Source organism: Anaerolineae bacterium, assembly GCA_016931895.1.
Taxonomy (GTDB): Bacteria; Chloroflexota; Anaerolineae; order 4572-78; family J111; genus JAFGNV01.
On sequence record JAFGDY010000283.1, the window covers coordinates 1 to 15,548 of the forward strand.

Consider the following 15,548-nt stretch of genomic DNA (forward strand, 5'->3'; position numbering starts at 1 on the left):
CAGGGTAACAAGGTAGCAGGGTAACAAGGTAGCAGGGTAACAAGGTAGCAGGAGTAGACTTTTGCTACCTTGTTACTTTGTTACTTTGCTACCCTGTTACTTTGCAACCTTACATAAAGCGAGAAGCGTAAAAGGCTAATCCCAAAAGAACCAGAGGTATCAGGCCTGATAAACAACACATTGCCCCCCAGGGATTGGGGGCGCTCTGTTCTCCTTCGGCCGGTGGAGCAGAAATCCCTTCACTGGTAGCGCCCTCATCGGTATTACTACCAACACTCTCCCCAATATTCTCCCCGGTATTGTCAAGCTGTTCTGACTGTTCAACCGTTTCTTCACCCACCTCTTCGGCGGTTTGGGTGGGGACCATCTCCCGGGCCGGTTCGGGTTCTTCAACAACAGCATGAGTGGGCAGCGGAGGCAAGTCTATGCTTTCCCGAAAAGCGTTATCCAGGCCATCGGTATCCAGGCCCAGGGTCTGCTCCAGGGCTTCGTCGTAAAGAGCGCCTTCAGAGAGGGCCTTGAGCAGCGCAGACATGGTTTCTGCGCCATAGGTGTCAATAATAAATTTAACCACCGCGCCGCTCTGGGCATAAGACAATACCGCTTCGTCCGTATCGGAGGAGAAAGGGCTGGAGAGGGTGCGGAGGGTCAACAGTTTGTTGTTTTTGACGGCCTGATTGAGGGCCTGTTGAAAATCCGGGCGGGTGTAAATTTCACCGGAGGTATAAACGGCAATTCCTTCATCCAGCCAGCGGGGCAGGGTTAGGTCTCCGGTGTAAAAATTATCCGTGGCCCGGTGGATTACCAGGTGGGTCATTTCATGGGTGGTAATGATGGTGCCCCACTCCGGCTGCTGGGGTTCAACCGTCATCATCACCACGCCAGATTCATTAAAGGCGGCCCCACCGGCCCATTCCTGAGCCGCGGCAAAGTAGGCGTTCAAAAAATCGTCGTGGTTGGCGTAGATAAAGATTTTGATGGGTTCTTCCAGGGTTACGCCCAGGTCGGTTTCCAGGGTGTCCAGGGAGTCGTTGGCCCGGTCAAATAGATTTTGGCCAAAGGCATCGCTGCCTTTATACCAGGAGAGGGTCAGCCGGTCGTTTTGCAGCGAGGTCCAATCGTAGCGGTCATCCAGATATAGGAACGACTCTTTTTTGGTGGTCAGGGTATTGCCGCCGGCGTCGGTAATTTCCCACCAATATTGCAATTCGGTGCCCGGCGGAAAGTAATTGCCGGGTTCAGTCTGGTCAATCACAAACTCGGCTTCAACCGTTGTGCCGGGGACAAAATCAGCCGCATTGCGCGAGGTAGCAATTTGGCCCGCAATCTTATAGAGTAAATCTATATCAACAATTTCAGCCTTGCTTGCGGCGCTAAGGGTAAAGGTAACGTGTTCCCGAAAACTGGTATCCAAGGCCTGGTCAGAAACTTTGATTCCCCCATTTTGGGCCATCGCCTGGCCAGACCAGATAATCAGAAGCATTACAAACCCAAGGATAACCAAGGCCAGGTTTAATTTTTTACGGTAAATTTGTTTCATCTGTCCATTTCTCCCCCGGACAAAATTTATCAAAAAATGTTACTCCAGACAAACGACCAATAAATTACGAATTTGGTCCTTCGTCGGACAGAGCCATTAAGCTTAACCGATAAGTAATAAGCAAAAATAAAGAGTTAGAAAGTAGGGGATTTTTCCATCAAACGCCCTACTGTCTACTCCCTTACCCTAACAACTTGCTACGCTCAAATTATTCAACCAACTTACCAGGCTCCGGCAGATCTTCAACCGCCGTATTGACCCACTTATCGCCTTCGTCAATCAACATCACCGGGATATCTTCTTTGATGGGGTATTTGCGGCCACAATCCGGCTCCTGGCACACCAACCAGGCGCCGGCCCGCACCAATTCAAGCCGGCCAGGGTCATCACCGGGTTTGCGGGTTTCCCCACTAACACAATAAGGACATCTAAGAATTACTAACAAGTCTTGAGAAACTGCCATGAGCAACCTCCCTTTCTGGGAATAGTGATTGACAATAGTATAGTCACAATCAAAACAAATACAAAAATCCGGGCAATTTTAAGCCGGGGGGCCACAACTATTTGAAAATTGGAGGTTTCGTGGTACAATGGCCGCATCTTATGTTATATTAAGCTTTGGCTGCTATGCGCGGCTGTCATGCGCTGGGGGCATAGCAGTGACAAGATAAATTCTATCTCCCAAGACGGGACGCAGTGAAGATCCTTTTTGTCAGCGACAGAGTCGTCAATCGTTTATACAGCCCCAAAATTACCGAACGTTACCACGATATAGATTTAATTGTCGGCTGTGGCGATTTACCCTACTATTATCTGGAATATATTGTGTCCATGCTTAACGTGCAACTGGTTTACGTGCATGGCAACCACGACCCCGAACGGGAATACCTGCCCGACGGCACCTCCATTGCCGGACCCGGCGGCGGCATAAACTTGCACAGCGTCACCCGGCTTGAAAAAAATCTACTGTTGGCCGGACTGGAAGGCTCCATCCGTTATAAAAGAGGCAAGTTTCAATATACCCAAACCGAAATGTGGTTGAACGTATTCTCCCTTGCGCCCAAGCTCTACCTTAACAAACTGCGTTATGGCCGCTACCTGGATATCCTGGTGGCTCACTCGCCGCCCTACGGCATCCATAATGGGGAAGACCATACCCACATTGGCTTTGAGGCGTTTTTGTGGTTGATGAAAACCTTCAAACCCCGCTACCTGATTCACGGCCATCGCCACGTTTACAACCCCTGCGAAGTCACCGAAACGCAATATCGGGAAACCAAAGTGATTAACATTTATCCTTTCAAAATATTGGAGATAGAACCCCCGGCATGAGCAATTCTAATTTACATGTTGCTTTTCAAGGAGAACGCGGCGCTTACGGCGAAGCCGCAGCCGTAGCCTTTTTTGGCGACTCGGTGGAGCCGGTGCCGCATAATGATTTTGACAGCGTTTTTGAAGCCGTTACCAACAATGAAGTTGAGCGGGGTATCTTGCCGGTGGAAAACTCGCTGATGGGCAGTATTCATCGAAATTACGACTTACTGCTCCGCTACGAGCTATCCATTGTGGGCGAAGTGCAGATCCCTATTGCCCACCAATTAATTGCCCTGCCCGGCGTTACCCTGGCCGATGTAAAAAAGGTCTACTCGCAGCCGCCGGCCCTGGCCCAATGCGAACACTCGCTCAATAAATTGCTTCCCCATGCGGAACGGGTGCCCACGTATGATACCGCCGGCAGTATCAAAATGATCAAAGAAAAAAACATTACCGATGGGGCCGGGCTGGCCAGCGCCAGAGCAGCAACAATTTACGGCATGCACATTCTTCAGCCCGACATGCAGGATGATAGTGAAAATTATACCCGTTTTGTGGTGGTCGCCCGGGAACCCATCATGCCCACCGGCCAGGCCAAAACCTCTATTGTCTTTTCAATGAAAAATGAACCTGGCTCCCTTTTCAAAAGCCTGGCCGTGTTTGCCCTGCGCGATATTGACCTGACCAAATTAGAGTCCAGACCTCTCCAGGGCAAACGCTGGCAATACTTTTTCTACATTGACTTTATCGGCAGCCAATACGAAGAACGCAGCCGCAATGCTTTGCATCATCTCCAGGAAATCACCACCTTTTTTAAGGTGTTGGGCACATATCCGCGGGGAGTGTAACTAAAAAACGCCAATCCCCACGTGAACATCAAATTCATAAACCGTACAAATGGAAGATAATAAGAAGGTCATCAGCGTCTTTGGCAGTAGTTCCCCCCAACCCGGCTCGGCAGACTACGAAGCAGCCCGAACCGTGGGGCGATTGCTGGCCCGGGCCGGTTTTGCCGTGCAAACCGGCGCGTACTCCGGGGTGATGGCCGCCGCCAGCCAGGGCGCCAGCGAGGCCGGCGGCCACGTGATCGGTGTTACCAGCGCCCAGATTGAGCAATTCCGGCCTATCCCGCCCAACCAATGGGTAAGGGAAGAAATCAAATGCCAAACGCTGCGCGAACGCCAATCTCACCTGGTGAGTTGCTGTGACGGGGCCGTGGTATTGCCCGGCGGCATTGGCACCCTGGCTGAAATGGCCATGATGTGGAGTCTGGTGCAGGTCGGCGAAATCTCGCCCCGACCCATTGTGCTGGTGGGCGGCCTGTGGCAGCGGACCTTGGCCGCTTTTATTGACGAGGCTTACGTTCGTCCCAGCCACCAAGAGATGCTCACGATTGCCCGGACCCCGGATGAAGCGGTCAAAAAAATTCTCAATTATTTTGCTCATAAGCCATAAATTTGTATTCTTTTTCCCTCTTGCTCTAAGAACGCAGCCATGATTGACGCCGTTACTATCAGACCGATCTTACCCGACGAACTGGAGCCGGTAGCCTACGTGCGCAGCGCCGGCTTTGGCGGCGCCCCGGAAAAAGCGCTGGCGGCGTTGCACGAAACCCCTCGCTATAATTTTTCCCATATCATTGTGGCCGAATATCAAGGCAAAATTATTGGCACGGCCACGGTTTTTCCGGCCCAAATGTGGTTGAGCGGCGTGCCAGTCAACGTTGGCGCAGTGGCCGGGGTGGCTGTACTGCCGGAGTATCGGCAGCAGGGCATTGCGACCAAAATGATGAAATTCTCCATCGTGCGCATGTTTGCCGAAGGGCAGGCGCTGTCGGTGCTCTTTCCCTTCTCCCATCGTTACTATCAAAAATTTGGCTACGGCGTGATTGGCGACCTGCATGCCTATCGCCTCAATCCCGGCAACCTGACTATTTTTGCCGAGGGCCATAAAGTCCGGCCTTTCCAAGCCAAAGATTTGAATATGCTGCGGGCCATGTATAAAGGTCAACTTACCTGGCACAACGGCTGGTTTACCCGCAGCAATGAATGGTGGGACAAAATTGTTGAGCGCTGGTCCAAGATTATGGTGTTTGACCATGACGGCGTGATTGAAGGCTACTATTCTTACGAAATGAGAACGGGCAGCAAGGGCGAACGCGAGTTACACCTCCGCGAATTTTTTGCCGCCGAAGACGCCGCCTATCGCGGCCTGATTGGCTACCTGGCCGCTCAAAACGAAGCCGACGTGATAGAATACCTGGCCCCGCCGGATACCCCCTTACGCCACGTGCTGCACCAACCCATCGCCGACGACGCCCAGAACCGGGGTTGGATATTCAATGACTTGTGCCACGTTACGCCTGGCCCCATGGGGCGGATTATCAACTTGCCCAAAGCGCTAACTGCCCGCTTTTACGCCCGCCATCTGAGCGGCGAGCGCGTGCTCAAAATCCACGATGCGCTCATCCCTACCAACGAAGAACCGCTCAGATTTCGCCTGGTAGATGGCCGGGCCGAAACCCAACCCGCCGACGGCAAACCCCACCTGGAAACCGATGTTTGCACCCTCTCGCAGATGCTGTGCGGCTACCTTTCGGCTATGGACGCCCGCCGCCTGGGCCGCTTGCAAGCCAATGAAGATACCTGCTCCTGGTTGGATCAGGCTATGGTAGATAGTCCCCTTTATATTCAGGCCGGGGATTGGTTCTGAACAAATTTGACAATATCAACTTAAGCCTGTATAGTTAGCTCAATTAATTTTCTAAAAGAAAAAACAGCCGCAAGGGTGAGGCCAAACCCGGCGGCTTTTTTTATTGTTTCCCAACACTCTCACCAAAGGAGGTACCCGCCTTGAATCAGCGCACTACCGGAACGGTCAAGTGGTTTGACATGTCCAAAGGATACGGCTACATCGAACTCGGCAACGGCCAGGAAGTATTTGTCTATTACCAGAATATTGTAGATAAGGGCCTTAAAAATTTGATTGCCGGCGACCGGGTTGAATTTGCCGTCACCCATAAACCAAGCGGCATGGTGGCTTCAGAAGTTACTCGCGTTATATAATCACTTATCTCGTCAAGTTTATTTGGCCAGCCCCGGTTTTCCGGGGTTTTTTATTCTTCACTCGCTTCAATCAAAAGGTAACGCCTCAACAAAAATTGAAGAATTGAGGCTCACATTGACAATTCTCTCGGAATATGGGTAAAATAGAATAAAATCGCCTATTGTGCCCATCGCGCAACCGGTGGGCATTTTTGTCAAACCAGGGAGCGGTTATGCGAATTGGCATCATTGGTTTGCCCAATAGCGGCAAAACCACCATTTTTAACGTTCTTACCGGCGGCAGCGCCCCTACCACGGCTTATGCCGGGGGCGCGTTTCAGGTGAACACCGCCGTAGTAGATGTGCCCGACGCGCGGGTAGACACCCTGCGCCAAATGTACCGGCCGCAAAAAACCACCTACGCGCGCATTGAGTATGCCGATATTGCGGGAGTGGGCGGCGCAACGAGTCATGAACACAGCCTGGGCCTGAGCGGTGAACTGATGAACGCCATCGCCAACAACGACGCCCTGCTGCACGTGGTGCGGCTATTTGCCGACAACGCCGTGCCTCACCCCCTGGAAACCATTGACCCGGCCCGCGATATTGACCACCTGGATGCAGAACTCCTCTTGTCGGACCTGAGCAAAATAGAAAACCGGCTGGAACGGCTGGCAGATAATCTAAAAAAGGGCAAATCTCTGCCTACCTTTGCCGACGACCAGCAAGAATTTGAAATTCTCACCCGGCTCAAGGCCCACGTTGAGCGAGGGCTGCCCCTGCGAGATATTGACCTGGCCGCCGCAGAAGAGAAACGCTTGCGCGGCTTTCAATTTCTCAGCGCCAAGCCGGTGCTGCTGGTTCTAAATCTGGGCGATGAAGAGGCAGCGCCGACCCTGGCTTATCCCCACCAAAAAAGCGCCATCATCGCCGTGCGCGGGCGGCTGGAGATGGACATAGCCCAACTTGACAACGAGGAAGAACAGGCCCTATTTATGGCGGAATACGGCCTGGCCGAACTGAGCGCCGGACGCATCATCCGCCGCAGTTATGATTTGTTGGGGCGAATGAACTTTTTCACCGTGGGCCAGGATGAAGTGCGGGCCTGGGAAGCGCATCGCGGCGCTACCGCCCTGGAATGTGCGGGCATCATCCACAGTGATATGGCCCGTGGTTTCATTCGGGCCGAGGTGGTCAATTACCAGGATTTAGTGGCCGCCGGCTCTCATACGGCAGCAAAATCAATGGGCAAGGTTCGGTTGGAGGGCAAAGATCACGTTATCCACGATGGCGATATTATTACCGTCAGGTTCAATATCTAAAAAGGGGCATCTTTTTGGCCAAACATTCTAACGCTAATCTAACAGTAAACGGCTATAATAGTTAACTCAAAGGAGTGAACTATGTTCAATCTATTCGACGAAATGTCAAGCCAATTTGATATCAAAGACTCCCTGCCCGAAGAGCTACCCATTCTGCCGCTCCGGGGCACGGTGGCTTTTCCCTTTATCATTATGCCCTTGAGCATTGGCGTGCCTCGTTCAACCAAGTTGATTAAATGGGCAGTGCAAAATAACACTATGATCGGGCTGGTTGTTTCTAAAAAACCGGAGGTTGATGAACCGGAACCGGATGAATTATACGAAACCGGCGTTATTGCTCGTATTCATCGGGTGGTGCGCGGCGATAAAGATTCACTACAGGTGATTGTGCAGGGCATCGAGCGCTTCAAAATTGATAGCTGGGTTCAAACCGAACCTTTCCTGACGGCCAAAATTTCCGTTGCGCCCGACATAATTGAAGAAGACCAGGAAATGGAAATTGAAGCGCTCCGCCGCCGCATCCTGGAATTGTCAAGCACTATTGTTGAGTATTTACCACAAGTGCCCAATGAGATCACCGAGTTTCTGGACCAGGTGGAAGACCCGCGCATCATCGTTTACACTATCACCTCCAATATGCGCATGGATTTTCAGGACCGGCTAAAAGTTTTGCTGGAAGACACCCTGCGGGAAAAGATGTCGCACCTGGTGCGATTGATGAACCACGAACTGGAAGTGTTGGAAATTGGCCAAAAGATTCGCTCAGACACCCAGGAAGAACTGGACAAAACTCAACGTGAATTCTATTTGCGCCAACAACTCAAAGCCATTCAAAAAGAGTTGGGCGAAGATGACGACCAGGCTATTGTGGCCGAGTATCGAGAGAAAATTGAAGCAGCCGGCATTCCTGAAGAGGCCAAAAAAGAGGCTCTACGCGAATTGAGCCGGCTGGAAAAACTGCAACCCCAATCAGCCGAATACGGCGTTATCCAGGCCTATCTTGATTGGATGGTGGAACTACCCTGGAGCAACTTGACCGAAGACAACCTGGACATTCCCCACGCCCGGCAGGTGCTTGATACCGACCATTACGACATCACCGACGTCAAAGAGCGCATCCTGGAATTTCTGGCCGTGCGCAAATTGCGCCTGGAACGCAAGCTGGACGATGAGCCGGTGGAGCCGGGCCGCGAACAAGATCGGGCCGGGGGCTCCATCTTGCTCTTTGTTGGCCCGCCCGGCGTGGGGAAAACCAGCCTGGGGCGCAGCATCGCCCGCGCCTTGGGGCGCGAGTTTACCCGCATGAGCCTGGGCGGCGTGCGCGATGAGGCCGAAATTCGCGGCCATCGCCGCACTTACATTGGAGCCATGCCGGGCCGCATCATCCAGGCCATCAAACGGGTGAAAACCCGCAATCCCGTTTTTATGCTGGACGAGGTTGACAAAATTGGCTCCGACTGGCGCGGCGATCCCAGTAGCGCCTTACTGGAAGTGCTGGACCCGCAGCAGAACTATGCTTTCCGCGATCATTATCTGGATGTCGATTTTGATCTAAGCCAGGTGATGTTTATTGCCACGGCCAACACCCTGGACACCATTCCGCCGCCGCTCCGCGACCGCATGGAGACCATCCGGCTGGATGGTTACACCGAGTATGAAAAACTGGAAATTGCCAAAAATTACCTGGTACCGCGGCAAGTTAAGGCCAACGGCCTGCTGGAAACCGAAATTGAATATGCGGAAGAAGGTATCCGCCAAATTATCCGCGACTATACCCGCGAGTCCGGGGTGCGCAACCTGGAACGGGAAATTGGCCGTATTGCTCGCAAAGTGGCCACCAAGCTAACCGGCGGCGAATTGACCGTTCAAACTGAAGCCGGATCGGAGCAAACCCGGGCGGTGACGATTGACGCCGAAGCAGTGCGAGTCTATCTGGGCAAGCCAAAATTCTATTTTGAGGCGGCTATGCGCACCGAGAGGGCCGGGGTGGCCACCGGCCTGGCCGTAACCCCGGCAGGCGGCGACGTTCTCTTTGTTGAGGCGGCCAGCATGCCGGGCAAAGACCAACTCACGCTGACGGGCCAATTGGGCGACGTGATGAAAGAGAGCGCTCAAATTGCCCGCAGTTACATTCGCGCCCACGCGCACGAACTGAAAATTGAAACAAACAAATTCAACAATGTAGACATTCACCTGCACGTGCCGGCCGGGGCTATTCCCAAAGACGGGCCGTCGGCCGGGGTGACAATGGTAACGGCCCTGGTTTCGTTGCTCACCCAACGTCCGGTTCGTTCCGACGTGGGCATGACGGGCGAAATCAGTTTGCAGGGCCAAGTGCTGCCCATTGGCGGTCTAAAACAAAAGATTTTGGCCGCGCACCGGGCCGGGCTAAAAACCGTTATTTTTCCCAAACGCAACGAAGCCGACCTGGACGACGTGCCCGAAGATATCCGTGAGGAAATGACCTTCCACTCGGTTGAATGTCTTGACGAGGTCTTGATCAACGCCCTGAGTCCGGTCACACCCCTGGTTGAGGATTTGGAAACGGTTGACCTGCCGGCCGTTGAGATGGCGCTGAATTAATAATCCTGCCCTTTGGGGCCAATACTAAAAAAGCCGCTCTAAATAGAGCGGCTTTTTAACACCGGAATTGGAGTCTATTCTTCGATAGCCGGCTCAAACAACTCGTTATCATACTTACCCCCCGCGTTCCACCAGGACCAGCCGGTGGAGGGGGCGTCAATGGCCGCCTGTTTCAGCAGTCGCATTTCCTCTAGCGAATACCAGTAGCCTTGCAGCCAGGGCCGCACCTTAACGTAGGGCGGAACCCGTTCTTCGGCCTGGCGCTGGCTGCGATAAACAATGCCATACGGCTCGGCAGAGGGATTGTCGTAGCCCAGATTGCCGGGGATGAAGGTAGAGGGATAAACCATGGGGGCCAGGTAATCCACGTAGGGCGCAATATCCATCACCCGCTGGCCAATTTTCATATCACTCTCCGGTTTCACCCAGATGGTCAAACCAAATACATCGGCCGAAACAAAAACACCGGAGGGGCGAAGGGCCTCGGTTAAACGCTGCACAAATTCTTTAATGGCCGCTGTGCGGGTTTCGAGCGTATTCTCCTCTTCGTACACAATCGCGCCTACATCGCCATCGGAGGGAAAACGCAGGTAATCAAAGTTGAGTTCATCAAAGCCAAAAGCGGCTATTTCTTGGGCCAGGGCAATATTGTAATCCCAAACCTCTTCTTTAAAGGGATTGGCCCAACCTAACTCTTCGCCATCCAGCCAGACGGCGCCATCTTCCAGCACAGCGGCCCATTCAGGTTTGCCGTGGGCCAGGGGGTTGTCTTTAAAAACAACAAACCGGGCAATGGTATAAATATTGCGTTTTTGGGCCTCGGCTATCAATTCGTCCAGGGGCATCCAGGTGTTCGTCCACCATTCGTCGGCGCCAACAGTGGCCACCATTTCCACCTGGCTCCGCCAGCCGATGAACCCAAAATCACCTTTAACATCCACCACAAGCGCATTGAGTTCGGTAGCCTGGATAAAGTCAAGGTAACGCAGCATGGCCTCCCGGCTGCGCAGGTAGTGCAGGGGCACGTAGATGGCTTTGACCTGAAAGGGGTTCAAAACAAAATCCAGGCATGGCGGGCCGGGTTGCGCCGGCGCTTCGGCGCAGGGAACAGCGACCAACCAATGCCCCTCCACGCCGGAGAAAGGCGGCGGGCCGTCGGTAAAAACGCCGGTTTGGCTCAGTTGGCCGTAAGCGCGATGGTAGCCGGCGCTTTTGACCATCAACGACGCTGGCGCGTCCGGTAGGTCAAGCCTAAAATGACCCTGGTCGTTGGCGCGAAGAATGGTCTGGCCCAGGTACAGCGTGGCCTGGGGCAACGGCTGGCCGGTATCGCTGCCGCGGACCACGCCTTGCAAGGCGGTAGGGCTGATGACCACGTTAATTGACTCTGTCCCTTGATAATCAACCGTCGCCGGCCGGTAGCCGGTTGGCGCAACCGAAATTTGCCCGGCAGCCGGAATTCGGGCCAAAACAGCCTGTCCTTGGGCATTGGTGGTGGCGGTCAGGGTTTGATCAAAGGTTACCGTTGCGCCGGCCACCGGTTGGTTGGCAAAACTATCTTGCACTAACACCATTGCCTGGCGTGGTTGTAGGCTGAGATTGAGTTCGGTTTCATTGTTAAAAACCGTCTCCAGGGGCAGATACCCTTCTGCCCCCTCAACCATGATAGAGTCGCCGGGCTGGAGGCGGTAAAATTCAAAACGGCCGGCGGCATCGGTGGTAGCGGTTTGTCGCCGGTCATCGGCGCCCGCGCTCAGGCCAAGCCCGGCCAGCGGCTCATTAGTGTCGGCGGCGTGGAGGATGCCGGCGGTAGTCCGCGGCACCAAGCTGACGGCCAATTTGTGAGCGGGATTACCCGTTGTTAAGGCCATTGCCGCTACTTCGGTTTGCCAGGTTTCGTAGCCGGGCGCTTCCACCTGCACCGTCAGCGGCGGCTCCAAGCGGGTGGCCTCAAAGTGCCCCTGGTTGTTGGCCGTAATCTGCCTTAATCCTTTTGGCGAGGCGGCATTGTCGGTTAAATAAATTATGGCCGGCACCGGCGAGCCGGTCCAGGCATCGCTGACCACGCCTACTAAATCCTGGGAAACCAGATCAACAACCAGCGGTGGCGGATTGGCGTAGAGGGTTTCAGCCTCAAGCCGAGTTTGCCAGGCTTTATAACCTGCTGCTTCCACTTGCAGCAAAACCGGCGGTTCTAAATAAAATAGTTCAAAGTATCCTTGACCGTCGGTGGGGGTTGGTTGGGCCGGTGCGGAAAGCGCGGCGGATTTGCCGGCATAAATAGCAGCCGCTACAGGGATCCCGGTTGAGGCGTCAACAACCTGCCCTTCTATGCGGGTAGGCTCCAGCCTGATGATGACTTTGGTTTGTTTTTGCCACCAGGGCACAAAGGCGGACACTTCCGTTGGCAGGAAACCCGGCGCGGCAGCCTTTAGGCATATCCGGGGAATGAGGCCCAACGAGTATCCCGTCAACTTGATGGCGAAAGTTCCGGCAGCGGGGACAACGGCAGCCTGGGCCGCCGGCGCGCCGCCTGCTTCAACCACGGCTTGGGCCAGGGGTTGGCCGGTCTGGCGGTCAAGAACGGTAACCAGCACATCCTTATCTCTAACATGGAGATAAACGGCAGAACCGATACAGCCCAACAGGAGAAGAAATAAGAATAATATAGAGAAACGGTTTAGACGATTCTTCATAAGATTTAAATTATAGCACAAGCCGGTTAAAGGGATAATTGAGAAACCCATTTTTATTATCCCCATGTTATCCCCAAAGTTATCGGCCTTTTTTTTGAGCTTATCAACATCTTATCCACAAGCCGGATTTAACTCACCATAAAATTTCTTAAAAAAGAATTTGGGCATTTCTTTTTTAAGGTAGGGGTATTGCCAGCCATTTTCAGATTTGGTACAATGCAATTCGACTGGACGTGAGGACTCAATTCTGCCCCAAAATTTCACCCCGGGGAGTTTAGATCTCCCCAACCAGGGAAGGGTGAGCGCTAGATTATCTTACAACTTGATAGTGGCCGGTTTGCTTTTTCATGAAAAAAGCAGCGGCAGACTACTCTCTTATATGGATTAGTAGTTCTCCTCAAATAGTCTTCCACAGTCATCATCCTTACATCAAAATAAAGGTTGCCTGAAGATAGTCAGGCAATATTTACCAGCAATTTGAATCAAATTGCTCAGAGAAGGTTTTTTTGTCCCTAAAATCGGGATTTTATTTATAAAATAAAGTTGGGCTTTGGTAAAAAATCAACAAATCTTCTGGGGAGAAAAGAAAAATGAACGCAGACCAGGTTTGGCAAACCGCTTTAGGTCAGCTTCAAATGCAGATGACCCAGGCGACCTTTGATACTTGGGTAAAAAATACACACATTGTAGCACAAGATAAAGATATTTTGACGGTTGGCACCAAGAGCGCCTTTGCCAAGGATTGGCTAGAAAACCGTTTATTGGCTACAATTAACCGCACCGTCACCGGGATTATGGGTTATCCTGTGGATATAAAATTTATTGTAGATGCAGAAGGCGGCGCCGAACAGGTGACGCTGCCGTTGCTCCCAGAAGAGCCTGGGCCTCCCCACCCCTCACCAAACGGGAATGGACAAATTCCGGGCGCAAAAGAGCGGCCCATGTTAAATCACAAATATACCTTTGACCAATTCATTGTGGGCGCTTCAAATCGGCTGGCCCACGCCGCTTCTCTGGCCGTAGCCGAAAATCCGGCTGAAGCCTATAATCCCTTATTTTTATACGGGGGCGTTGGCCTGGGCAAAACCCACCTTTTGCAGGCCATTGCCCAATACGCCGTGGCCCGGGGCAAACAAGTTATCTATAGCTCCTCCGAAACCTTTACCAATGATCTGATTAATGCCATCCGCTCCCAGTCTACGGAAGCGTTCCGGGAAAAATATCGCACTACGGATTTTCTGCTGATTGACGATATTCAATTCATCGCCGGCAAAGAAAGCACCCAGGAAGAGTTTTTCCACACGTTTAACACGCTGCACTCCTCCGGCGGTCAGATTGTGCTCTCCAGCGACCGCCCCCCCAAAGCCATCACCACCCTGGAAGATAGGCTCCGCTCTCGTTTTGAATGGGGCTTGCTGGCCGATGTGCAACCGCCAGACCTGGAGACCAGAATCGCCATTCTCCGTTTTAAGGCCGACTCTCAGCAAGTGTATGTCCCCGATGACGTGATGGAATTTATTGCCCGCCGCGCCCAGAGCAATATTAGAGAATTGGAAGGCGCGCTCAACAAAGTAATTGCCCATGCAGCCATGATGCGCCAGTCAATTAGTATGGAACTGGCCACCGTGGCCCTGCAAGATATTGTTTCCCGGCAGGCCGAATTGTCTGTGGAGCAAATCATTGCTGCCGTAGCCAACTATTATCAAATGGACACCGAAGTATTGATTGAGCGGGGTCGCAGCAAAGACGTTGCCGCCGCCCGGCAAATGGCCATGTACCTGGCCCGAGAAGAAACCGGGGCCTCGCTGCCGCAAATAGGTGAGGCTCTTGGCGGGCGAGACCATACTACGGTGATGCACGGTTGGGAAAAAATCGCCTCCCAAATTGAACAGAATAACAAACTCCGCCGAGAAATGCTCTCGATCAGAGAAATCATCTACCAGCAAATTCTCTGACCCGCCGTTTTTGCTCGTTAAAAATTAGGTCATTTAATAAATAATGAGGGTTATTTGTGGATAACCTATGTATAACTGTGGATAAGTGGCCTGTTTTGGGGATAAAGTTGTGCCCAGACCATGTGGATAACTAACGCCGGCACCGGCATAACTCTCCTTTATAAAAGCATAAGCTTTCTTTAGTATAGCCCCCTTATTTTGCCTCAAACCCTGTATTTTTCTTCACTTTACCCCCATTTCTGTGGATAACCCGCATATAACTGTGGATAAGTGCCTTAACTTGGGGATAACTTTTGTCCCATCTTTCTTAATTTTTTTTGATTTGCGCCAAAACCCCCAACATATAGGGGACAGCCTATCCCCCGGCCCAAGATATAGATTCAGGCTCATTTGACAAATTATAAAAACCTTATCCACATGATTATCGCTTTCTTTTCCCGGTGTTATCCACATCTATTTGTTTAGCCCCACAGCCAGCCCCAACCTATATGTGGACTTTTTTAACCTCCCCGTCCAGATATAGGGGTAGATGCCGGTCAGGTTACGGCCATCCACATATCCACAGCACCTACTACATACAACTAAATTAATAATATAATAACCATAATTACTGTGAATAACTCTTCACCTTGTTGTTATAACGTTTTTAAAGTGGTTTTTATGGTTTGTTGGGGTATAATACAATTTATCTAAATTACGTGACCCGGGTAGATTATGCGCCAGAGATGGTGGGTGTTTGGCTCCATTGTTATTGCCACTCTAAGTTTTGTTGGCTTACGTTACGTTATAAACAACCTTTGGCCTGATCCCGATGTAATTTGGGCCAGGCCGCAGTTGCTGCTGTTTGCCTTTATGTTTTTGGGCTTAAGCGCCGGCGCCGTACCGATCAGCACTTTTTTGAATAACCGTTTTGCCCAATCGGATTGGTTTGAACGGGATAAAATTCGGCTGGTGCGGCAGGGGACCTGGGTTGGTTTTTTGGGAGTTTTGCTGGCTTATCTCCAGTTAATTAAGGCGCTCAATTGGACCATTGTGGCGGTGTTGGCCGGCGTTTTTGTGTTGATTGAAACATTTTTTTTAACCAGGGAGTAAAA

General features: G+C 52.1%; 12 protein-coding genes. 9 read left to right on the forward strand and 3 right to left on the reverse strand.

Features of this window, described 5'->3' with window-relative positions; all coding sequences use genetic code 11:
* Window positions 1-109 precede the first annotated feature (109 nt).
* Together JW953_21510 and JW953_21515 are read right to left on the reverse strand one after the other, a co-directional pair.
* A complete protein-coding gene (locus tag JW953_21510; protein ID MBN1995282.1) occupies window positions 110-1,540 on the reverse strand; it encodes a hypothetical protein in 1,431 nt (476 codons plus the stop codon).
* A 208-nt stretch (window positions 1,541-1,748) separates the two neighbouring features.
* Complete coding sequence (locus JW953_21515) at window positions 1,749-2,003, reverse strand: Trm112 family protein (GenBank protein MBN1995283.1); 255 nt, start codon at window positions 2,001-2,003, stop codon at window positions 1,749-1,751.
* Window positions 2,004-2,236: 233 nt separating this feature from the next.
* On the opposite strand from JW953_21515, the gene JW953_21520 reads away from it, so the two are divergent.
* The 7 genes from JW953_21520 (at window position 2,237) to lon (ending at window position 9,803) form a co-directional block, all read left to right on the forward strand.
* On the forward strand, window positions 2,237-2,872 hold the full coding sequence (locus JW953_21520; protein ID MBN1995284.1) for a metallophosphoesterase: 636 nt from the start codon (window positions 2,237-2,239) through the stop codon (window positions 2,870-2,872).
* Window positions 2,869-3,702 carry a prephenate dehydratase gene (pheA, locus tag JW953_21525; GenBank protein ID MBN1995285.1) on the forward strand — a complete coding sequence of 278 codons (834 nt, stop codon included), beginning with the start codon at window positions 2,869-2,871 and terminating at the stop codon, window positions 3,700-3,702. Before JW953_21520 ends, pheA begins: the two co-directional genes overlap by 4 nt.
* 49 nt (window positions 3,703-3,751) lie before the next feature.
* The gene (locus JW953_21530; protein MBN1995286.1) at window positions 3,752-4,309 is read left to right on the forward strand and encodes an LOG family protein; all 558 of its coding nucleotides are present in this window, start codon (window positions 3,752-3,754) and stop codon (window positions 4,307-4,309) included.
* A gap of 39 nt (window positions 4,310-4,348) precedes the next feature.
* A complete protein-coding gene (locus tag JW953_21535; protein ID MBN1995287.1) occupies window positions 4,349-5,566 on the forward strand; it encodes a GNAT family N-acetyltransferase in 1,218 nt (405 codons plus the stop codon).
* A 140-nt stretch (window positions 5,567-5,706) separates the two neighbouring features.
* Window positions 5,707-5,919, forward strand: coding sequence for a cold shock domain-containing protein (locus JW953_21540; protein ID MBN1995288.1), 213 nt, complete (start codon window positions 5,707-5,709; stop codon window positions 5,917-5,919).
* Window positions 5,920-6,131: 212 nt separating this feature from the next.
* Window positions 6,132-7,220: a redox-regulated ATPase YchF gene (ychF, locus tag JW953_21545; protein MBN1995289.1), complete on the forward strand. Its 1,089-nt coding sequence runs from the start codon at window positions 6,132-6,134 to the stop codon at window positions 7,218-7,220.
* Between the two features lie 102 nt (window positions 7,221-7,322).
* Entirely contained in the window at window positions 7,323-9,803 is a 2,481-nt protein-coding gene (gene lon, locus JW953_21550) for an endopeptidase La (protein MBN1995290.1), read from the forward strand.
* A gap of 74 nt (window positions 9,804-9,877) precedes the next feature.
* Here lon and JW953_21555 read toward each other — a convergent pair whose 3' ends face one another.
* Window positions 9,878-12,400, reverse strand: coding sequence for a hypothetical protein (locus JW953_21555; protein ID MBN1995291.1), 2,523 nt, complete (start codon window positions 12,398-12,400; stop codon window positions 9,878-9,880).
* Between the two features lie 689 nt (window positions 12,401-13,089).
* Here JW953_21555 and dnaA point away from each other — a divergent pair.
* A complete protein-coding gene (dnaA, locus tag JW953_21560; GenBank protein MBN1995292.1) occupies window positions 13,090-14,454 on the forward strand; it encodes a chromosomal replication initiator protein DnaA in 1,365 nt (454 codons plus the stop codon).
* A gap of 714 nt (window positions 14,455-15,168) precedes the next feature.
* On the forward strand, window positions 15,169-15,546 hold the full coding sequence (locus JW953_21565) for a hypothetical protein (GenBank protein ID MBN1995293.1): 378 nt from the start codon (window positions 15,169-15,171) through the stop codon (window positions 15,544-15,546).
* Window positions 15,547-15,548: the final 2 nt, after the last annotated feature.